The following is a 19,784-nucleotide window of genomic DNA, read 5'->3' on the forward strand; positions in this document are numbered from 1 at the left end:
TGGGCTCCGTTCACCGCGAAACCGCGTCAGGCGCAGGTTCGCGGTGAGTCTGATCGATTACTGTCGGGCGACGGCTTGCTGCACACCGCTGTCGAGCAACTGATCGATGACTTGATCGACATTCCCCCCACGCCGTACCAGCTCCTCGGAAACCAGAATCGGCGCCGCTGCCTTGGAGGCCTGCACATCCTTGGCGGTCAGTTGCGGACTGCTCAGGTCGGTGCGCGACAGTTGCAGCTTGGCCACGTCCAGCGGCAGGCCGGACTCCTTGGCGAGCAGGGCGGCGAACTCATCCGGGTTTTTCAATGCCCATTCCCGCGCCTGTTCGTAGGCTTTGATCACGCTGGCGATGGTTTGCGGATGCTCCTTGGCGTACTGCTCGGTGACGCTGACCACGCCATAACTGTTGAACGCCGGGTTGCGATACAGCAGGCGCGAACCGGCCTGGACTTGGCTGGCCGCCATGTGCGGGTCAAGGCCTGCCCAGGCGTCGACATCACCCTTTTCCAGCGCGGTGCGGCCGTCCGGATGCTGCAGGTGTACCAACTCCACGTCGTCTTTTTTCAGCCCGGCCTGTTGCAGACTGCGCAGGGTGAACAGGTAAGGATCGGTGCCCTTGGTGGCGGCGATTTTCTTGCCTTTGAGGTCGGCAACGCTCTGGTACGGCGAGTCTTTTCGCACCACCAACGCGGTCCATTCGGCGCGGCTGTAGACGTAGACCGATTTGATCGGGCTGCCGTTGGCGCGGCTCAGTACGGCAGCGAGGCTGGCGCTGGAGGCGAAATCGACGCCGCCGCTGTTCAGGTATTCCAGCGAACGGTTACTGCCCTGGCTGAGCACCCAACTGACTTTGGTCTGAGGCAGGGCTTTTTCGAGGAAGCCAAAATGCTTGAGCACCAGGCTCACGGGGGAGTAATAGGCGTAATCCAGATGAACCTCGGCGGGCGCGGCTTCGGTGGCGTGGGCCAGCGGTTGCAGGCCCAGCGCCATGGCGCTGGCGACCAGCAGCGTTTTGAGACGGGAAAACGGTAAGAACGATGTCATGGGGGGCGCTCCGGCAAAAGCACTGTTTTTATGTCCGAAAATATATTTTTAACGGCTGCGTCCTGCATCAATGGAATATTGCAGGCTCTGTGCCATGTGTGTCTGAGCCCGTGTTTACGGGAGGATTGCCAGGTTTGCTGGTGTTCAGCTGTTGCTGGAGCAACAGTGTGACGAGGGGCTGTTGCGTAACGGACAGCGAGCATTCAGGGTACTGAGCTTATGCATTAATCGAATTTAAAAATGACTGATCAAGAGCGTTATGGTCTATGCAAAATCCATTGCAGGACCCGCCATGAAGCTCTCCCGTTTCCTCCGTACCACCCTGATTGCCGGACTGTTCGCCACTCCGCTGGCCTACGCCGCTGAGCCATTGGTCCTGCACGTCGGTGATCAGAATTACTACAACATCCGCGCCTCGATAGAAGCGTCCGGGGTGTTGAAAGACGCGCCTTACAGCGTTGACTGGAAGCATTTCCAGGCGGCTGCGCCATTGGCCGAGGCGTTGCAGACCGGTTCGCTGGATCTGGGCTTTCTCGGCGATTCCGGTTTTCTGTTTCTCGCCGCCAAACAGGCGCCGGTGAAGCTCATCGGTGTATCGCGGCAGAACCCGGACACCATCGCGTTGCTGGTGCCGAGAGATTCGCCGGTGAAAACCATCGCCGATCTGAAAGGCAAGAAAGTCGCTTATTGGCCCGGGGCCTGGAGCCAGCAATTGACCTTGCGTGCGCTGGAGCAGGGCGGTCTGCCGGAAAATTACGTCGAGTTCGTCAAGCTGATGCCGATCGATGCGGCGGCTGCGTTGCCGCAAGGCAGTATCGACGCCTTCCCGGTGTGGGAGCCGTACATATCCCAGCAAATCGTGTTTTCCGGTGCGCGACCGATTCTCACCGCGAAGAACCTGATGCCGGGCCTCAGCGCCATTGCGGCGTCGGCGCCATCAATCGACAGTAAACGCGCAGCGATCACCGATTTTCTCGGACGTTTGAAGCAGGCACGAGCCTGGGTCGACAGCCATACCGACGAATACGCAGATCTCTGGGCGAAGAAAGCCAACCTCGATCAGCAGGTGTCACGCCACTGGTTGCGTCAGGCGCACATGACGGTCGGGCCAGTGGATCAACAGGCCGCAGCAGACCTGCAAAGCACCGCGGACTTTCTGTTCAAGGTCAAGGCATTGCCGGCGCCACTGGCCACCGCCGGGATCATCGACACCTCGTTTCAGCAGGCACTGGCTGACTGAACGAGCGCCGGAACCAAAGCCTGTGTACCCTATCCAAACCTGGCTCGAACAGCCGGGCGCAGGGATGGATCAGGGCGAGGGAGTTTTGCCAGTCGACAACAGGGCCGCAACGGTCAGGCGCAAGGCAAAACATGAAATACGCTTTCAACTTTCTCTGTGCTGCGGCCATCGCGCTCGGGCTGGCCGGCTGCATAGCGGCGCCCATCGAGATGACCGCGCAAACCGCCACCCGTCTCGAATCCCAGGCGCCGGTGCGGTTTCTGCTGACGTTCGATGACGGCCCGAGCGCTTCGAGCTTCTGGAACCCGTCGGCGACGGTGCTCGACAGCCTCAAGGTCAACCCGGTGCAACCGGACATCAAAGCGGTGTTCTTCGTCCAGACCCGCGCGCCCCGTGCCGGCAACAGTGAGATCGGCCGCGGCATCATGCGCCGCGAGCACGCCGAAGGGCACATCCTGGGGTTTCACACGGCCACTCATTGGCACACCAACCATCGCTCGCTCGACCCGCAGGAACTGGAGCAGTCGTTGACCAACGGCAGTGCAGATATCGCCGCGATCACCGGGGCGGCGCCAATCCTGCTGCGGCCGCCATTCTGGAATTACGACAAACGCACGTTCGCGGCCTATCAACAGCACGGCCTGCACGTGTTATTGACCGATTTGAGCGCCAACGACGGCAAGATCTGGGGCTTCAACGCCAGCCCCAGGCGTCGGGCGAACATGTTGCGGCAGCTGTCGGAAGTCCGCGAGCGGATTGCCCTCGGGGAATTTCCGACCGTGGACGGGGTGATTCCGGTGGTGGTGACCTTTCATGACCTCAACCGCTATACCGCACGCCATACCCGCGAGTACCTGCAAATCCTCCTCGACAGTGCCGCAGCCACTGGCGTGAGGTTGGCGGACAAGCCGTTTTACGATGATCATGCGGCGTTGCAGAAAGCGGCGCTGGCGCGTACGGTTCAGCAAAGTTCGGAGCCGGTGCAACTGCCGGGGATGTGGAACTGGATCTGGGATCATGATGCGCACTGAGGCTGCGCCAGAAATGTGATCGGGTTGGCAATTGCCGGGGCGGCAGGTCGGCGAAGCCTCATCTATGCTAAACGGGTCGACCGACTCATCGCCTGCGAGGCGTGCGCCCATGCTAGCCATTGCCGACATTTGCCGGATAGTCGAATCCGGCTTTCCGTCGCTTGAATGCGAATGCACCCAAGTGGAGCAGGGACTGTTGCGGATCAAGGTTTATGAGCCTGACTCCGGACGGGTCGAGTTGTTGCTCAATGGTGTGTCGCCGGAACACCTGGTGACGATCCGCGATATTTCCAACTTCATCGGCGAATTGCGCACGGAAATGAGCGCCGGACGCCGAGCGTTCGCCGGTTGAAACCTCACAAGCGTCGCTGAAATGCCTGCACGATGCGCAGCGTCGCTTCGCTGGTGGGCAGATTCTGCACGGCGTCCAGCGGATGCCAGATGCATTCGGTGATCTCGTTTTGCGGGCGCAACTGTTCGAGGTTCAGCACTGACGCCTCGTAGACATGATGCTGGGTGCTGCCGCTGCGCAACTCCATCAGATAAAGCATCTGTTCCGCCTCCAGTGCGGTTTCTTCCTGCAGCTCGCGCGTTGCTGCGGTGGCTTTGCTTTCCCCGGGCTCCACCTTGCCACCCGGCAAGGTCCAGCGACATCTGGGTTTGCGCACCAGGAGGATGTGTCGATCCTGCTCGCAAATGACGGTTGCACGTACTTTCATCTGTTACCTGTTTACTGCGTGTCACATAGATGAAATAAATCTGCAATATTCGAGCCGGGCCGCAAACCAGAGGTTCCGTGGGATCTTGGATTGCCCGGTCGAGCAAAAAGTGCCGGAACGCTGGCGCGACACTCGGTCGGCACACCGGCAGCAGCTGGGTGTAAGGTAAAAAGGTATGGCTGAATCAATCGCCGGCAGAAAAGGAGGTACCCATGAGCATTCCTGTACTGAACAAGATGCACATGAACGGCTACGACGTACTCAGCGTGAACAACGGCCCATGGCGGGTTTGTACCCAGGGCGACCGCCTTGCGTCGTTTGGTAGCAGAGAAGAGGCGCTGGCTTACGCCGCCGCGTTGCCGGGTTACAAACAACGCTCGGCGCGGGCGCGAAGTCACACCACAAGTTGACGCAAATGTAACGAAAGAGCCCCGGTGATTGCCGGGGCTTCTGTTGAGGGGCGGGCGCTGTCAGTGGACTTTGCTTCGGCTGATGGTGCGCGTCTTTACTTCCCTGGCATACAACTGCAGCCGCTCTTCATCGCTTTGCAGCACCTCGCAAGACCTGAGCACTGCCTGGGCATCCGCTTCATTGCCGCTCTTGCGCAGTTGTTCGGCAATGCGCTTGAGGTCGACCGCCGACCACCTCAGGTCCGATGCAACGGCTTGCAGGTCGCGCTGAAGTTCGTGTTCGTATTCATTGAGCCGCATGATCACCTCCGGAACATTCTCGGTAGAAAAGAGTAGCCGTATTTTTTCATCGAGGGTGCACAGCTCGTCTGCCACCGGACGCAATGGATGTAAATATTTGTCCAATTTCCCCTGTGGGCGTGGTGCCACGATGGATGTGCACCCAGTTACACGTTACATTCGCTTTTTTTCAGATCAGGGAAACACCATGCGGATATGGATCGGGAGTTTGGCGTTGGCATTGCTTGCAGGTTGCTCGTTGCCGGCGTCACTGGTACCGGGTGAGCCGAATCTCAGCAAGACCAGCACCAAGGCGCCTAAAGACTATGCCGCGTGCCTGTTGCCGTTGTGGCAGAAGGACATTCCGAAGACCACGCAGACGGCGATCTCCAACGGTTATCGGATCACTGCGCCCAGCATCGTTACTGCTGACGAGATTCTCGACATCATCAAGTACAAGGACGGCAGCCGGGTTTCGCTGTACCAAGGGCCGCCATGGGCCAAGTCCGGGTCGTTGCGCAAATCGGTGCGTGACTGCCTGTAAAACCCAGCCTCAGCTGCAAAAGCCCGCCGCCAAAAAAAGCAGAAACCGGATCACCGGTTTCTGTTTTTTTTTGGCTTTTTGCTCAGGCCGCGATGTTGCGCCCGAAGGCTATGACCAAAACTCATGGCCCCATGATTTTTAATGGTTACAGCCCGCGCAAACCCCGGTGTTAAAAAATCGCAAACACAGCTCATCAATAACAACCAGAGAGCGTTTGCAGCCATGTCCCGTTTCCCTCGCCACATCTCCCTACGCCCGTTATTGAGCGCACCGGCCATTCGGCCCGCGTGAGCTATCGACCATCCCTCGCAGCGCAAAAGAGTAATGACTGATGAAAGAACTCGACCTGTACATCGGTGAAGGTTTCGAAGGCCCGGGCTTGAACGCCGCACACATCAATATCCTGATCGGCCCGCGCAATGGCCCGGCCGGACAGGCGTTCGCCAACAGCCTGGCGTCGCCGAGTCAGGGCCATTGCCCATTCATGGTGATCGCCCAGCCGAACATTCCGGTCAAGCCGATGACCCTGTATGTGAACAAGGCCGCGATCAGCAGCGACCTGCACGGCAATGCCACCTGGGGCGCGTCGCAGGCCGGGATCGCCAAAGCCGTGCTCGAAGCGCTGCTCGACGGCACCTTGCCGCCGGAAGCCGAGGACGAGTGGGCGATTGTCACCGCCAACTGGGTCAACCCGGCCTGCGACGACCTCGATGCGGTCTACCTGAACAACTACAACGCCTGTTGCACCGCGATCCGCGCCGCCCTGACCGGCAAGCCGCAAACCGCGCAGCTGGCCGATGTGGTCAATCACATCAGCAACCCTTTCTACACGCCAAAAGCCTGAGGTCCGCGCCATGCAATACATTCGTTTGGGCCACTCCGGCCTGCAGGTTTCCCGTCTGTGCCTGGGCACCATGAACATGGGCACGCCGGACTGGAAACCGTGGATCTTCAATGAAAAACAGAGCGAGCCGATCGTCGCCCACGCGCTGGGCAAGGGTGTGAACTTCATCGACCTGGCGGACTTCTATTCCGCCGGTGTCGGCGAGGAAGTGGTGGGGCGCATCGTCAAGCGCCTGGCTCGCCGCGAGGACCTGGTGATCACCACCAAGGTCGGTTACGGCACCCGCAGCGGGATCAACGCCAGCGGCCATTCGCGCAAGCACATCATGGACAGCATCGACGCCTCGCTGAAACGCCTGAACATGGATTACGTCGACGTGTTCATGCTGCATTACTTCGATGTGAACACCCCGGTCGAAGAAACCATGTCGGCGCTGAACGACATCGTGCGCTCCGGCAAGGCCCGTTATATCGGCGTGTCGACCATGCTCACCGGGCAGTTGGCGAAGATCCTCATGGCCTGCGAACGCAATGGCTGGGTCAAGCCGATCAATATGCAATTGCAGCTGAACTGCGCTTACCGCGAAGAAGAGCGCGAGATGATTCCGTTCTGTCGCGATCAGGGCATCGGCGTCTCGGTGTTCAGCCCGCTGGCCCGTGGCCTGCTGACTGGCGACGTGCAGTCGACCCGCAACCAGACCGACTTCTTCACCCAGCAGATGTACAGCGACGAAGCCTCGTTCGAAATCGCCCACTCAGTGCAGCGCGTGGCCCGCGCCCGTGGCGTGTCGAATGCGCAGATTGCCCAGGCGTGGGTGGCCAACCATCCGGGGGTCGATTGCATGCTGGTCGGCGCCGATACCACCGCGCAGTTCGACAGTGCGCTGGCGGCGCTGGAAACCAGGCTGGATGCCGATGAGCTGCACGAGTTGGAGCGCAATTACACCCCGTGCGATGTGATCAACGACTACACCGCCGGCAAGCGCATCCTGCGCACGGCACGCCCGGGGCTTGAGCGGTTCACCTTGCAGGGGGCGGTGGCATGAGCGAGTTGATCCGTCACGGCAATTTCATCGATGGTCAGTGGGGGCAGGGCGGTGCGACCTACGCGGTGCGCAACCCGGCCAACGGCGAACTGATTGCCGACGTGCAAAAGGCTGGCGCCGAGCAAACCAATCTGGCCATCGATGCCGCCAACCGTGCCCTGCCGGCGTGGCGCAAACTCACCGCCAAGGAGCGTAGCCAGCGCCTGAAACGCTGGAGCGATCTGATGCTCGCCCACCAGAAGGACCTGGCGACATTGCTCAGTCGCGAACAGGGCAAACCGCTGGCCGAAGCCATGGGCGAGGTGGTCTACGCCGCGAGTTTTCTCGAGTGGTTCGGCGAGGAAGCCAAGCGCGCCTACGGCGACGTGATCCCGAGCCACAAGGCCGATGCGCGGATCATCGTGGTCAAGGAAGCCATCGGCGTGGTCGCGGCGATCACCCCGTGGAACTTCCCGTTGGCGATGGTCACCCGCAAGGTCGGCCCGGCGCTGGCGGCGGGCTGCACAATGATTCTCAAACCGTCGGAGGAGACCCCGCTGTCGGCATTTGCCCTGGCAGTGTTAGCTGAGCAGGCAGGGATTCCAGCGGGTGTGTTCAACATCGTTTCCGGCGATGCAGTGGCGATTGGCGGTGCGCTGCAAGCCTCAAGCGTCGTGCGCAAACTGTCGTTCACCGGCTCCACGCGCACCGGCAAACTGCTCATGCGTCAGGCTGCCGACACCCTGAAGAAAGTCTCGCTGGAACTGGGTGGCAACGCGCCGTTCATTGTCTTCGACGATGCCGATCTGGACGCCGCGGTCAAAGGCGCGATGGCCTCGAAATTCCGCAATACCGGGCAGACTTGTGTGTGCGTGAATCGCTTCTTTGTTCAGGACAGCGTCTACGAGGCCTTCACCGGCAAGCTTGCCGAAGCAGTCGCCGCGATGCGCGTCGGCAGCGCGCTCGAGGGTGAGACCGAGCAAGGTCCGCTGATCAACACCGCCGCGCTGGCCAAGGTCGAAAGCCATGTCAGCGATGCGCTGGCGAAGGGCGCCACGTTGCTGTGTGGCGGTCGTCGCCACGCTCTCGGCGGCACCTTCTATGAGCCGACCATCCTCACCGAGGTCAACGGCGACATGCTGATCGCCCAGGACGAAACCTTTGGGCCGGTAGCCGCGTGCTTCCGCTTCAAGGATGAGGCCGAAGTGCTGGCGCGGGCCAACGACACGCCATTCGGTTTGTCGGCGTATTTCTACAGCCGCGACATCGGCCGGGTCTGGCGCATGGCCGAAGGCCTTGAAGCCGGGATGGTCGGGATCAACGAAGGGATCATTTCCACGGAAGTGGCGCCGTTCGGTGGCATCAAGGAATCGGGCCTGGGGCGCGAAGGTTCGAAGTACGGTCTGGATGACTATCTGGAGATCAAATACCTGTTGATGGGCGGTCTCTGAACCCCACCACCCCTTGTAGGAGTGAGCCTGCTCGCGATGACGGTGCATCAGGCAATACGGCTTTGACTGACACACTGCTATCGCGAGCAGGCTCACTCCTACAGAAGAAGCAAGAGCAATCCGTTTCTCCGTCAATAACAACAATTGGAGACGAACATGTCCGCTCAACCAGTAAAAATCGACGACCTGCCCATCGGCCGGTTTCATATCAAGATCGCCGGGCTGACCTTCGGCGCGCACTTCACCGACGGCTACATCCTCGGCCTGATCGGCATTGCGTTTACCTTGCTCAGCCCGCAGATGCACCTGGATGCGTTCTGGCAGGGATTGATCGGCGCGTCGGCGTTGATCGGACTGTTTCTCGGCAGTCTGTTTTTCGGCTGGATCTCGGACAAGGTCGGCCGGCAGAAGATTTTCCTCGTCAGCTTCGTGCTGATCACGATCGCCTCGGTGATGCAGTTCTACGTCGAAAGCGCGATGAGCCTGTTTCTCTGCCGGGTATTGATCGGCATTGGCCTGGGCGGTGATTTCAGTGTCGGACACGCGATGCTCGCCGAGTTCTCGCCGAAGAAACATCGCGGCGTACTGCTCGGTTCGTTCAGCGTGATCTGGACCTTCGGTTACGTTGCCGCAACCTTCGTCGGCACCGCCATGCTCAGCCTCGGCGACGATGCCTGGCGCTGGATGCTTGCGTCGTCGGCGATCCCGGCGGCATTGATTCTGATCGCGCGCATCGGCACCCCGGAATCACCGCGCTGGCTGGTCAACCAGGGGCGCATCGCCGAGGCGCGGGCGATCGTCAAAAAGCATCTGGGCGACAATGTCGAACTGGACGAAACCCGCACCACGCAAACCCGCTCCGGCTATGCGGTACTGTTCAGCCGCGAGTACCGCAAACGCACGGCGTTCAACTGCCTGTTTTTCGTCTGCATCGTGATGCCGTACTTCGCGATCTACACGTTCCTGCCGTCGATCCTGCAGAAGATGGGCCTGGCCGAAGGTTTCGGCACTGAACTGATGCTCAACCTGTTGCTGATCCTCGGCGCCTTGATCGGTATCTGGTGCACGATCAGGTTCAGCCGTCGCGGCTTCCTGATCAACTCGTTCATCATCCTCGCGGTGGCGCTGTTCCTGCTGGCGGTGCTGCCGGGTAGCGCAGCGTGGCTGATGGTGCTGGTGTTCGGTGTGTTCACCCTGGTGCTGTCGGCGGTGAGCAATCTGGTCGGGGTGTTCCCGGCGGAGAGTTTCCCGACCGAAGTGCGTGCCAGCGGCATTGGCCTGGCCACGGCAGTCAGCCGTTTGGGCTCGGCGGTCAGCACCTTTCTGCTGCCGGTGAGTGTGGCGGGGATCGGCCTGAGCCCGACCATGGGCATTCTCGCGGCGATCCTGGCGATTGGCGCATGGCTGTCATGGGCGTGGGCGCCGGAGACCAAGTCGCTGACACTGAGCCAGGCGTGCAAGGCGCAAAGTCCGGTGGAGGGAAGCGTCATCACCGTGACCAAAATCGCCACCCCGATCTAACGGCCTGCCCCCTAAAAACTGTGGGAGCGGGCTTGCTCGCGAAAGCGGTGTGTCAGTCGACATTGATTTCAACTGATCTGCCGCCTTCGCGAGCAAGCCCGCTCCCACATTGGTTTTGCGGTGTCAGGGGTTGCTCACCAGGCTCAGCCAGTCGGTGAACAGCTTCACTTTCGACAAGCCCTGCTTGTCATTCGCCACGTCCAGCCAGTAGCCATACGGGCCGATTACTTCAATCGGGGTGATCGGCAACAGGCTGCCGTTAGCCAGTTCCTTTTCGATCATCTGCCGGTCGATCACCGCCAGCCCGCCGCCGGCCAATGCGGTGTGAATCACCTGGTCCAGGGTGCTGAATTCCAGACCTCGGGCAGCATCGATGTCATCGCGTCCCATGGCTGCCAGCCAGTTTTCCCAGACCTTCAAGCGCTTGCCGTCGTGGAGAATGTGCAGCAATGGAAATTGCCGCAGATCCGGTGCTTGCTCGCCGTCGAACAGCTCCGGGCTGGCAACGGCGATGTGGCGTTCCATCACCAGCAGTTGGCTGGCGCAATGGGTGGCCGCTGCGAGGCCGAAACGGATGTGGCAATCGATCTCGGCGAGGCTGTCGTGGCTGGCCTGATTGGTTACGCTGAGGCTGATGTCCGGGTAGCGCTGGCAGAACGCGCGCAGGTGCGGCGACAGCCAGCGCGTGGCCCAGGTCGGTGGCGCGAGCACGCGCAGGCGTTGGCGCAGATTGGGCACGCGCACCGCTTGCAGCGCACGCTCCATGTGATCGAAAGCTTCGGCCAGATGCGGTTTGAGGTTGCTGCCGGCTTCGGTCAGTGACAGGCCTTGCGGCGTGCGCACGAACAGCGCGACGCCGAGGTAGTCTTCGAGTTGTTTGATCTGGCGACTGACGGCGCCCTGGGTGACGTTCAGGCCCAGTGCGGCCTGACTGAAACTGCGATGCCGCGCGACTTCTTCGAACACGCGCAGGGTGTTGAGCGAGGGCAGTTGACGCATGGAGGTGGAACTCCGGGTCGAGCGTTTGGCTCGGTTTTGTTTTTGTAGGTTTTGTTGGTAGGGGTTATCTGACTATTGGTGAGGGGGCGGATGCAAGCGTTGTTTGGCAGGACGCCTTCGCGAGCAAGCCCGCTCCCATATTGGATGTGTGTCAGACACACATCCGGTGGGAGCGGGCTTGCTCGCGAAGGCTGACTTTCAGGCGCGGTAAATCCCGGATCAGAAGTAGTAACCGACGTTCACATACAGCTGATTCTCCCACTGATCCAGCCCACCCGCACCGAGGCTCTGGGTGTAACTGCTGCCACCGATGTACGGGTCATTCCTGCCAAACAACCACTCGGTTGCGACCCACAATTTGCTCACTGAAAACGAGCTGCCGAGGATCATCCGTTCAGAAGTCTTGAAGCCGCTGGCGGATTTGTCGAAGGCACTGTAGTTGGCGTAGAGCTTGATTCCGCTGACCTGATCGAACAGGTATTTGCCAGCCACGTCGTAACTCAGATCCGCCACGTACAGATTGCCGCGACTGGCAACGTTGTAAGTGCCGTCGTAACCGCCAAGGGTCACCCGCTCATCAGTGCCGGCATTGCGCGGCGACATCTGCTGGCGTGCTGCCTGCAACTGCACGCCCCACGGGCCATTTTTGCCCAGATAATGCACGGCCACGGCGTTGCGCCGGCCATCGTTGTCGGTGTCCTTGTTTTCCAAGGTCGAGGTCAGGCCGGAGATCCCCACTTCGGATTTCCACGGCCCCAGCTCCAGCGCTTTCGCCACCCGCAGCACCACGGTGTTGCGTTCCTGGTTGTCGCTGCCGTCCGCCACGTAGCTGTCAGCCCCGGACACCACGCTGGAATAGGTGACGCCTTTGCTGGTGCCTTTGCCTTGCCACGCCGGACGCAAGTAGTAACCGGCCTGAACATTCCAGTCGCCGCTTTGCTGGATGTATTTGGCGCCGACCTGTTGCACGTCTTCCAGGCCAATGACGTTGCCCAGGGTTTCGTAGAAAGTGCTGCCGAAATACGGCTGCAGGCCGAACGGCACACTGTTCAGGCCGACTTGTACCTGTTGGTCCGGATTGAACTTGTAGCCGACCCAGGCGAACTTGGCGAACTGAATGTCGCCATAGTTTTTCGTGTACTGGTAAGGGTAGGAGCGACCGTAGAAGCGATACTGCGCCTCGCCGATCCAGCTGTCGGAATTGTATTTGGCGCTGAGGAAGACCGTGTCGAGGCCAAACTTCTGAATGTCGCGATCCGGGTCCACGTCCCAGCGCGCACGAATGGCGCCGCCAAGATCAAGGTTGTCGGTGACTTGTACCGCCATCGCCGGAGCGGCAACGCTGCAGAACAGAACGATAGACGTGGTGCGCAGGCGCAAGGATGCAGGGAAGGGCATGGAGCGGCTCTCGATTGTTTTTATTAGAGATGCCGCGCAGTTTTGCCATCCGCTGGAGGTTGAACAAACGATAAAAACGATGCGCAAACCTGCATCGAATGCATGTTACTCAAAAAACCCTGTAGGACAGTCCGGCACAGGCATGGGATGCTTTACGCCTTGTCAGTGGTTTTCGAGTGCCTTGATATGAAACGCAAAATGCCTGGCCTGAACGCGCTCAAGGCGTTCGAGGTGGCCGGCAGCACCGGCAGTTTCACCCGCGCCGCCGAGTTGCTCAACGTCACCCAGAGTGCGGTCAGCCGTCAGGTGCGGCAGCTGGAAGAACAACTCGGTGAAAGCCTGCTGGAACGCCGGCATCATCATCTGGAGCTGACCGCCGCCGGCAAGGTGCTGCTGCGGGCACTGCACCAGTCGTTCGACAAGATCGAACTGACGGTGCGCAGCATCCAGCAGAAAACCCATTCCAACCGGTTGCACATCAACGCGCCGCCGACCTTCACCAGTCGCTGGCTGATGCCGCGCCTGGGGCGTTTGCGCGAGCAGCACCCGGAACTCGAACTGAGCATCACCACGCGCTTGCAGGACAGCCTGGCGGAAACCAGCACACTCGACTGTGCGATCCGTTTTGGCGACGGTGAATGGGACGGCCTCGACAGTTCGCTGCTGATTCAGGAACGGCACATTGCGGTGTGCGCGCCGTCGTTGTATGCCCGCGAGGGCGGCGAGCAGGGCATCGACCTCAATCACCTGACGCTGCTGCACGTGCTGGCCAAGGAAGATCAGCGCTATCTGACCTGGAAACACTGGCTGGACGCGGCGCGCATCAGCGGAGTCGATACCCAGGGCGGTTACGAATTCGATCTGCTGGACCTGGCGATTCGGGCCGCGACCGACGGGCTGGGGATCACCATTGCCGACTGGCACATGGTCGCCGCTGAGTTGGCCAGCGGGCAGTTGACCCAAGTGCTGAATGTGCACGTGGAAGGGCACCAGTCCTACTGGCTGGTGACCCGGCCGGAGCAGACCGAGATGCCGCAGTTGCAGGTGTTTGCGCAATGGCTGCAGGAGGAAATCTGGCTGGCGCAGCGCCAACTCGAGCCCTCGACCGCTGCAACCTGACCCACCCCAAATCCCCTCGTGGGAGCGGGCTTGCTCGCGAATGCGGTGCGTCAGCTTGCATCGTCAACGCCTGACACCCCGCTTTCGCGAGCAAGCCCGCTCCCACACAGGATTCTGCGCACGCGAGGGTAACCTGCATTTTTCGAATGTTTAAGCGCCCTTTAAATCGTTTGTTCAACCCGCCAGCGATGACAAGACTGGCGGCATTGATAAAAACAAACGATGGGCGATGCACATGCGAATCGAGCGAAATTATGTAAACGGCCACTTCATCGAGCCTGCCAGCGCGGCGCTGATCGAGGTCTATAACCCGGCCACTGAAGCGTTGCTCGGCCATGTGTCGGCCGCGACCGTCGAGGAAGCCACCGCAGCCGTCGATGCGGCAGCAACCGCACAAAAGGTCTGGGGCAAGCTCACCAGCATCGAACGCGCCGAACATCTGCGAGCCTTTGCCACTGCCCTTGAAGAGCGTGCCGAAGCCATCGGCGCCGCACTGGCTGCCGAGTCCGGCAAGAGCGTCGCCGACGCCAGCAACGAAGCGCGTTATGCCGCGCAGATCACCCGCTATCACGCCGAGTGGGCACGCCGCATCGAAGGCGAGATCATTCCCAGCGACAGCCCCGACGAAAACCTGTTTCTGCACCGCGAGCCAATCGGTGTCGTTGCCTGCCTGATCCCGTTCAACTACCCGGTTTATACCCTGTTGCGCAAAATTGCCCCGGCGCTGATTGCCGGCAACACCGTGGTGGTGCGCCCGAGCAACAACACCCCGACCTCGGCGTTCGAAATCGCCAAAGCGGTGCAACAGTCGGGCATGCCGGCGGGCGTCATCAATATTCTGACCATGGATCACGCGACCGCAGCGACAGTCTGCACCCATAGAGCCGTGGGCCTGATTACGTTGACCGGCAGCGTCAACGCCGGGCGCATCGTCCTCGACTACTGCAAGGCCAACATCGCCAAGCCATCGCTGGAGTTGGGCGGCAAGACCCCGGCGATCATCGAGGCCGATGCCGATCTGGAAGCCGCAGCCACGGCGATCGTTGCGTCGAAAACCACCCACTGCGGCCAGTTGTGCACGGCGGTGGAGCGGGTCTACGTGCAGGAAAGCGTTCATGACCGCTTCCTCGCCTTGCTCAAGACCAAGATTGCCGCCGTGAAATTCGGCGATCGCGCCACGGACGCCAGCCTGATGGGGCCGTTGGTCAACGCCAGTTCGCAGCAGAACATCCACGCCATGGTCGAGCGCGCCATCGCCGACGGTGCGGTCCTCGAAAGCGGCGGTGTATTGCCACAAGGCCGTGGGCATTTCTATCCGCCGACCCTGCTCAGCGGCTGCCGCCAGGACATGGAAATTGTCCAGGAAGAAATCTTCGGCCCGGTACTGCCGGTGCTCAAGTACCGCGACATCGATGAGGCACTGGCGATGGCCAACGATCATCAGTTCGGCCTGTCGTCGGTGCTCTACACCGAGAACTATCGCACCGCGCAGAGAGTCGCCAACGCTATCGAAGCCGGCGAGCTGTACGTCAATCGCACCCCGGCCGACCCGTATCAGGGCTACCACGCCGGCTGGAAACGCTCGGGCCTGGGCGGCGATGACGGCAAGCACGGCATGCTCGAATTCACCCAGACCCGCCTCGTGGTCATGAAGTACTGATCCACCGCAACACGCCTCATGCTGCACCTATAAAAACAATTATCAGGGGCGCCCGGAGCACGGGTCGCCCGAGGTCACTTCAATGTCCAAGCATGCATCCTCTGCTGCCGCTGTTCAGGGTTCCAACTCGGCTGTGAAAAGCCAGAGTGACAAGGGAAGTCGCTATGTCCAATTGATGTTGCTGGTGCTCGCGGCCGGCGCGATCTATCCGATTCTGTACCTGCGTCAGGTCTACCAGACCACGATGCTCGAAGTGTTCCAGATCAACCACAGTGAACTGGGCTATCTGTACTCGATGCTCGGCACGATTTTCCTCCTCAGCTACTTGCCCAGCGGCTGGCTGGCCGACCGCATTGCGCCACGCTTTCTGATTTTCTTTTCGCTGGTGGCGACCGGCGCGCTGGGCCTGTGGTATTCGACGGCGCCGTCGATGAGCGGGCTGATGATCATCTTCGGTTGCTGGGGCCTGACCACCGGTTTGACCTTCTGGGCCTCGGTGCTCAAACGGGTGAAGATGATTGCTCATCACACCGAACAGGGGCGCTTCTTCGGCATCCTTGATGGGGGTCGCGGCCTGGTCGAGGCGCTGCTGGCGACGGTTGCGCTGGCGCTGTTCGCCTTCGCCACCGAAACCCGTGGTGAATCCACCGCCGAAGGCTTCCGCCATGTGGTCTATCTGTACGCCTTCACCTGTATCGCCATCGGCTGCGTGCTGGTGTTGATCAAGGATCCGAAATCGATGGCGGACACGCCGCCGGTGGAGAAGGGCAAGTTCAACCTGCTCACGGATCTGGCGACGCTGGTGAAGATTCCCGAGCTATGGCTGGTCACTGCGATCGTGTTTTGCGGTTATCACATCTTCTGGGCCACCTACAGCTTCTCGGACTACCTGCAAGGCAGCGGCCTGACCGCCGTCATGGCCGGCACTATCACCACGATCAAGTTGTGGATGCGCCCGATCGGCGGCATCGGTGGCGGCTGGCTGGGGGACAGGTTCTCGAACATTTCGGTGCTGATCGTCGCGCTGTTGCTGGCGAGTCTGGCGATCGTCGGCCTGATCGTATTCCCGGCGCTCAACAGCATGGGGCTGCTGATTGCCACGGTGATTTTTATTGGCCTGATGACTTACGCGATTCGCGGTTTGTATTGGGCAATTCTCGACAGCTGCAACATTCCGCTGCGCATCACCGGTCTGGCCATCGGCATCGTCTCGGTGGTCGGCTATATGCCGGATGCCTTTATTCCGCTGATCAACGGCTACCTCACCGAACGGTTCCCGGGAGCCTTTGGTTACAAGCTGTATTTCGGCTACATCGCCTTTATCGGACTGCTCGGCACTCTGGCTGCTGTGACCTTGCGTGCCCGAATCAATCGCAAATCCTCGAAGAAAACTGGTGCCTGACATGAAAATCATCGCCCTGGAAACCCATATCGTCGCCGTACCGCCACCGCACATTGGCGGCATGTACTGGCTGTTCGTCAAGCTCAGGACCGACTGCGGCATCGAAGGCGTCGGCGAGATCTACGCCGCGACCTTCGGCCCCAACGCCATGCTGCCGATCATCGACGACGTGTTCGAACGCTACCTGCTCAATCAGGACCCGCACCATATCGAACGCTTCTTCCGCCAGGCCTATTCCAGCGGGTTCACCCAACGCCCCGACCTGACCATGATGGGGGTGGTCAGCGGCCTGGAAATGGCCTGTTGGGACATCATCGGTAAAGCGGCGAACAAGCCGGTCTACGAACTGCTCGGCGGCAAGGTCAATGAGCGCCTGCGCTCTTACACCTATCTGTACCCGGTCAACAGCCGTGGCGAGTACGACTACGACGATCCGGATCTGGCGGCTGAATGCGCCGTGGAGAATATGAACAAGGGCTTCACGGCGGTGAAGTTCGACCCGGCCGGCCCGTACACCGCGTATTCCGGGCACCAGATTTCGCTGGAGGTGCTGGAGCGCTGCGAAACCTTCTGCCGCAAGATCCGCGAAGCGGTGGGCAACAAGTGCGACCTGCTGTTCGGGACTCACGGGCAGATGGTGCCGTCATCGGCCATTCGTCTGGCCAGGCGCCTGGAAAAGTACGACCCGCTGTGGTTCGAAGAGCCGGTGCCGCCGGGGCAGGAAGAGGCCATGGCGCAAGTCGCGGCCAAGACCAGCATCCCGATTGCCACGGGCGAACGGCTGACCACCAAGTACGAGTTCTTCAAGCTGTTGCAGGCCGGCGGCGCGTCGATTCTGCAGATGAACGTGGCGCGCTGCGGCGGCCTGCTCGAAGCCAAGAAAATCGCCAGCATGGCCGAGGTCTACTACGCGCAGATCGCTCCGCATCTGTACAACGGACCGATTGGTGCTGCGGCCAGTTTCCAGTTGGCGACCTGCACCCCGAACTTCCTGATTCAGGAAAGCATCGAGACCTGGGGCGGCTTCCATGCCGAGATCCTGAACAAGCCGCTGCAGTGGGAGGACGGCTACATCATCCCGTCCACCGAACCGGGCCTGGGCGTGGAACTGAACATGGACGTGGTGCGCAGGCATTCGCCGTACACCGGCGAGCGCCTGCACCTGCAAATGGCGCCGACGCCAGTGGACGTCAAAGACACATCCCCGGCCAAAGGCTGACGCAGATCCATTGTGGGAGCGGGCTTGCTCGCGAAAGCGCTGGGTCACCCTCTGAAAGTGGCGGCTGATACGACGCCTTCGCGAGCAGGCTCGCTCCCACAGGGGAGTGTGGTGCGCTTTTCGATTTGTACAACGACTTACGCGGTAACCGTGCATGACATACGACTACATCATCGCTGGCGCCGGCGCAGCAGGCTGCGTGCTGGCTAATCGGCTCTCGGCCTGCGGGCAATACACGGTGCTGCTACTGGAAGCGGGCGGTAAAGACAGCTCGCTGTGGTTCAGGATTCCGGTCGGCTTCGCCAAAATGTATTACAACCCGACCTTCAACTGGATGTACTACAGCCAGCCGCAGAAGCAACTGGGCAATCGCGAAATCTACGCCCCGCGCGGCAAGGTGCAGGGCGGTTCGGGTTCGATCAACGCGATGATCTACGTGCGTGGCCAGGCCCATGACTTCGACGACTGGGCGGCCAACGGCAACGACGGCTGGGGCTTCAAGGAAGTGCTGCCGTATTTCCGCAAACTGGAAAACCATCCGCTGGGCGACAGCGAATACCATGGCGGCAGCGGCCCGATCAGCATCACCCCGATGAAGGGCCAGACCCACCCGATCTGTGATGTGTTTCTTGAGGGCTGTTCGCAGCTCGGCTATCCACGCAGCGACGATTTCAACGGGGCGAAATTCGAAGGTGCGGGCTTGTACGACGTCAACACCAAAAACGGCCAGCGTTGCTCCAGCAGCTTTGCACATCTGCATCCGGCACTGAGCCGGCCGAACTTGACGGTCGAGCATTACGCCCTGGTGGATCGCGTGCTGTTTGACGCTGCGCAGCAGCGCGCCACTGGCATCTCGATCACCCAGCACGGTGTGACGCGCACGTTTACGGCGCGCAAGGAGGTGATCCTGTGTGCGGGCGCGGTCGATACGCCGAAAATCCTGCAATTGTCCGGCGTGGCCGATCGCGAGTTGCTCGCCAGGCACCAGATTCCATTGGTCAGGCACCTGCCGGCGGTGGGGCAGAATCTGCAGGATCACCTGTGTGCCAGTTACTACTACAAGGCCAACATCCCGACGCTCAATGATGAACTGAGCTCGCTGTTCGGCCAGCTCAAGCTCGGCATCAAATACCTGCTGACCCGCAAGGGCGCACTGGCGATGAGCGTCAATCAGGCGGGTGGGTTCTTTCGCGGCGACCAGCAGCAGGTGCATCCCAACTTGCAGTTGTACTTCAACCCGCTGTCGTACCAGATCCCGAAAAACAACAAGGCCAGTCTCAAGCCGGAACCGTATTCGGGCTTCTTGCTGTGCTTCAATCCGTGCCGGCCCACCAGTCGCGGGCGCGTCGAAATCGCCTCGAAAAATCCACGGGACGCGGCGTTGATCGACCCGAACTACCTGAGCACGCAGAAGGACATCGATGAAGTGATTCAGGGCAGTCGCCTGATGCGCAAGATCATGAACGCCCCGGCGCTCAAGAGCATCACCGTCGATGAAGTGTTGCCCGGCCCGGCGGTGCAGACCGATGAGCAGATGTTGCAGTACTTTCGCGACAACTGTGGCTCGATCTATCACCTCTGTGGTTCTTGCGCGATGGGGGCGGACGAGCAGACATCGGTGGTCGACAAGCGCCTGAAGGTACATGGCTTCGAAGGGTTGCGGATTGTCGATGCGTCGATCTTCCCGAACGTGACGTCGGGCAATACCCATGCGGCGGTGCTGATGGTGGCGGAAAAGGGTGCGGATCTGATTTTGCAGGATGCGCAGGTTTAGCGGCTGGCGTAATGCGCTGTGACAGTTGGGCGAAGGCATTCTTTCAGCGTGCACTAGGCTTTGATTGCCGGTCACTTATCGGGCCGGCAAGTCTTTCAAGGAGCCA

The 19,784-nt window shown here is 60.6% G+C and carries 19 protein-coding genes; 14 read left to right on the plus strand and 5 right to left on the minus strand.

The features are described 5' to 3' along the window. Nucleotides 1–57: 57 nt before the first annotated feature. The gene (locus AC0J41_RS09815) at nt 58–1,044 is read right to left on the minus strand and encodes an aliphatic sulfonate ABC transporter substrate-binding protein (protein WP_473015354.1); all 987 of its coding nucleotides are present in this window, start codon (nt 1,042–1,044) and stop codon (nt 58–60) included. Nucleotides 1,045–1,336: 292 nt separating this feature from the next. Here AC0J41_RS09815 and AC0J41_RS09820 point away from each other — a divergent pair, with 292 nt between their 5' ends. The 3 genes from AC0J41_RS09820 to AC0J41_RS09830 all read left to right on the plus strand — a co-directional run bounded on the left by AC0J41_RS09820 (nt 1,337) and on the right by AC0J41_RS09830 (nt 3,667). After that, entirely contained in the window at nt 1,337–2,284 is a 948-nt protein-coding gene (locus AC0J41_RS09820) for an ABC transporter substrate-binding protein (RefSeq protein WP_473015355.1), read from the plus strand. Between the two features lie 131 nt (nt 2,285–2,415). Next, nucleotides 2,416–3,315 carry a polysaccharide deacetylase family protein gene (locus AC0J41_RS09825; protein WP_025111518.1) on the plus strand — a complete coding sequence of 300 codons (900 nt, stop codon included), beginning with the start codon at nt 2,416–2,418 and terminating at the stop codon, nt 3,313–3,315. A gap of 109 nt (nt 3,316–3,424) precedes the next feature. After that, complete coding sequence (locus AC0J41_RS09830; protein WP_003225919.1) at nt 3,425–3,667, plus strand: DUF1652 domain-containing protein; 243 nt, start codon at nt 3,425–3,427, stop codon at nt 3,665–3,667. 4 nt (nt 3,668–3,671) lie between these two features. Here the strand turns inward: AC0J41_RS09830 and AC0J41_RS09835 are convergent, their stop codons facing one another. Continuing rightward, the gene (locus AC0J41_RS09835) at nt 3,672–4,034 is read right to left on the minus strand and encodes an NUDIX hydrolase (RefSeq protein WP_473015356.1); all 363 of its coding nucleotides are present in this window, start codon (nt 4,032–4,034) and stop codon (nt 3,672–3,674) included. Between the two features lie 212 nt (nt 4,035–4,246). Between AC0J41_RS09835 and AC0J41_RS09840 the strand changes: the two genes are divergently transcribed. After that, nucleotides 4,247–4,444 (plus strand): hypothetical protein, encoded by a 198-nt coding sequence (locus AC0J41_RS09840; protein WP_025111520.1) that lies wholly within the window; start codon nt 4,247–4,249, stop codon nt 4,442–4,444. Nucleotides 4,445–4,504: 60 nt separating this feature from the next. On the opposite strand, the gene AC0J41_RS09845 is transcribed toward AC0J41_RS09840, so the two are convergent. Further along, nucleotides 4,505–4,744, minus strand: coding sequence for a hypothetical protein (locus AC0J41_RS09845; protein ID WP_025111521.1), 240 nt, complete (start codon nt 4,742–4,744; stop codon nt 4,505–4,507). Between the two features lie 187 nt (nt 4,745–4,931). On the opposite strand from AC0J41_RS09845, the gene AC0J41_RS09850 reads away from it, so the two are divergent. The 5 genes from AC0J41_RS09850 (at nt 4,932) to AC0J41_RS09870 (ending at nt 10,107) form a co-directional block, all read left to right on the plus strand. Beyond that, the gene (locus AC0J41_RS09850; protein WP_473015357.1) at nt 4,932–5,267 is read left to right on the plus strand and encodes a hypothetical protein; all 336 of its coding nucleotides are present in this window, start codon (nt 4,932–4,934) and stop codon (nt 5,265–5,267) included. 331 nt (nt 5,268–5,598) lie between these two features. Then, nucleotides 5,599–6,111, plus strand: a complete 513-nt coding sequence (gene fae / locus AC0J41_RS09855; protein ID WP_473015358.1) for a formaldehyde-activating enzyme — start codon at nt 5,599–5,601, stop codon at nt 6,109–6,111. Nucleotides 6,112–6,121: 10 nt separating this feature from the next. Further along, a complete protein-coding gene (locus AC0J41_RS09860) occupies nt 6,122–7,156 on the plus strand; it encodes an aldo/keto reductase (protein ID WP_473015359.1) in 1,035 nt (344 codons plus the stop codon). Beyond that, nucleotides 7,153–8,586 (plus strand): NAD-dependent succinate-semialdehyde dehydrogenase, encoded by a 1,434-nt coding sequence (locus AC0J41_RS09865; RefSeq protein WP_473015360.1) that lies wholly within the window; start codon nt 7,153–7,155, stop codon nt 8,584–8,586. The genes AC0J41_RS09860 and AC0J41_RS09865 overlap by 4 nt, the downstream gene beginning before the upstream one ends. 156 nt (nt 8,587–8,742) lie before the next feature. Then, on the plus strand, nt 8,743–10,107 hold the full coding sequence (locus AC0J41_RS09870) for an MFS transporter (RefSeq protein WP_473015362.1): 1,365 nt from the start codon (nt 8,743–8,745) through the stop codon (nt 10,105–10,107). A gap of 123 nt (nt 10,108–10,230) precedes the next feature. Here the strand turns inward: AC0J41_RS09870 and AC0J41_RS09875 are convergent, their stop codons facing one another. Further along, entirely contained in the window at nt 10,231–11,106 is an 876-nt protein-coding gene (locus AC0J41_RS09875) for a LysR substrate-binding domain-containing protein (RefSeq protein WP_473015363.1), read from the minus strand. Nucleotides 11,107–11,325: 219 nt separating this feature from the next. Next, nucleotides 11,326–12,504, minus strand: coding sequence for a hypothetical protein (locus AC0J41_RS09880; protein WP_473015364.1), 1,179 nt, complete (start codon nt 12,502–12,504; stop codon nt 11,326–11,328). Nucleotides 12,505–12,690: 186 nt separating this feature from the next. Between AC0J41_RS09880 and AC0J41_RS09885 the strand changes: the two genes are divergently transcribed. From AC0J41_RS09885 to AC0J41_RS09905, 5 genes are all read left to right on the plus strand, one after another. Further along, a complete protein-coding gene (locus tag AC0J41_RS09885; RefSeq protein WP_473015365.1) occupies nt 12,691–13,623 on the plus strand; it encodes a LysR substrate-binding domain-containing protein in 933 nt (310 codons plus the stop codon). 235 nt (nt 13,624–13,858) lie between these two features. Next, on the plus strand, nt 13,859–15,283 hold the full coding sequence (gene aldA / locus AC0J41_RS09890) for an aldehyde dehydrogenase (RefSeq protein WP_473015366.1): 1,425 nt from the start codon (nt 13,859–13,861) through the stop codon (nt 15,281–15,283). Between the two features lie 82 nt (nt 15,284–15,365). Continuing rightward, entirely contained in the window at nt 15,366–16,685 is a 1,320-nt protein-coding gene (locus AC0J41_RS09895) for an MFS transporter (RefSeq protein ID WP_473015367.1), read from the plus strand. Between the two features lies 1 nt (nt 16,686). Further along, on the plus strand, nt 16,687–17,904 hold the full coding sequence (locus AC0J41_RS09900; protein ID WP_473015368.1) for a mandelate racemase/muconate lactonizing enzyme family protein: 1,218 nt from the start codon (nt 16,687–16,689) through the stop codon (nt 17,902–17,904). Between the two features lie 154 nt (nt 17,905–18,058). Beyond that, nucleotides 18,059–19,678 (plus strand): GMC family oxidoreductase, encoded by a 1,620-nt coding sequence (locus tag AC0J41_RS09905; protein ID WP_473015369.1) that lies wholly within the window; start codon nt 18,059–18,061, stop codon nt 19,676–19,678. Nucleotides 19,679–19,784: the final 106 nt, after the last annotated feature.

The organism is Pseudomonas sp. Arb-4-2C (assembly GCF_055755015.1).

Excerpts from the sequence above, each read along its gene's own strand:
- AC0J41_RS09840 (WP_025111520.1), top strand. The coding sequence starts at position 4,247 with ATGAGCATTCCTGTACTGAACAAGATGCACATGAACGGCTACGACGTA.
- AC0J41_RS09830 (WP_003225919.1), top strand. The coding sequence starts at position 3,425 with ATGCTAGCCATTGCCGACATTTGCCGGATAGTCGAATCCGGCTTTCCG.
- AC0J41_RS09860 (WP_473015359.1), top strand. The coding sequence starts at position 6,122 with ATGCAATACATTCGTTTGGGCCACTCCGGCCTGCAGGTTTCCCGTCTG.
- AC0J41_RS09835 (WP_473015356.1), bottom strand. The coding sequence starts at position 4,034 with ATGAAAGTACGTGCAACCGTCATTTGCGAGCAGGATCGACACATCCTC.
- AC0J41_RS09870 (WP_473015362.1), top strand. The coding sequence starts at position 8,743 with ATGTCCGCTCAACCAGTAAAAATCGACGACCTGCCCATCGGCCGGTTT.
- AC0J41_RS09865 (WP_473015360.1), top strand. The coding sequence starts at position 7,153 with ATGAGCGAGTTGATCCGTCACGGCAATTTCATCGATGGTCAGTGGGGG.
- AC0J41_RS09900 (WP_473015368.1), top strand. The coding sequence starts at position 16,687 with ATGAAAATCATCGCCCTGGAAACCCATATCGTCGCCGTACCGCCACCG.
- fae (WP_473015358.1), top strand. The coding sequence starts at position 5,599 with ATGAAAGAACTCGACCTGTACATCGGTGAAGGTTTCGAAGGCCCGGGC.
- AC0J41_RS09895 (WP_473015367.1), top strand. The coding sequence starts at position 15,366 with ATGTCCAAGCATGCATCCTCTGCTGCCGCTGTTCAGGGTTCCAACTCG.
- AC0J41_RS09885 (WP_473015365.1), top strand. The coding sequence starts at position 12,691 with ATGAAACGCAAAATGCCTGGCCTGAACGCGCTCAAGGCGTTCGAGGTG.
- AC0J41_RS09880 (WP_473015364.1), bottom strand. The coding sequence starts at position 12,504 with ATGCCCTTCCCTGCATCCTTGCGCCTGCGCACCACGTCTATCGTTCTG.
- aldA (WP_473015366.1), top strand. The coding sequence starts at position 13,859 with ATGCGAATCGAGCGAAATTATGTAAACGGCCACTTCATCGAGCCTGCC.
- AC0J41_RS09845 (WP_025111521.1), bottom strand. The coding sequence starts at position 4,744 with ATGCGGCTCAATGAATACGAACACGAACTTCAGCGCGACCTGCAAGCC.
- AC0J41_RS09850 (WP_473015357.1), top strand. The coding sequence starts at position 4,932 with ATGCGGATATGGATCGGGAGTTTGGCGTTGGCATTGCTTGCAGGTTGC.
- AC0J41_RS09825 (WP_025111518.1), top strand. The coding sequence starts at position 2,416 with ATGAAATACGCTTTCAACTTTCTCTGTGCTGCGGCCATCGCGCTCGGG.
- AC0J41_RS09820 (WP_473015355.1), top strand. The coding sequence starts at position 1,337 with ATGAAGCTCTCCCGTTTCCTCCGTACCACCCTGATTGCCGGACTGTTC.
- AC0J41_RS09815 (WP_473015354.1), bottom strand. The coding sequence starts at position 1,044 with ATGACATCGTTCTTACCGTTTTCCCGTCTCAAAACGCTGCTGGTCGCC.
- AC0J41_RS09905 (WP_473015369.1), top strand. The coding sequence starts at position 18,059 with ATGACATACGACTACATCATCGCTGGCGCCGGCGCAGCAGGCTGCGTG.
- AC0J41_RS09875 (WP_473015363.1), bottom strand. The coding sequence starts at position 11,106 with ATGCGTCAACTGCCCTCGCTCAACACCCTGCGCGTGTTCGAAGAAGTC.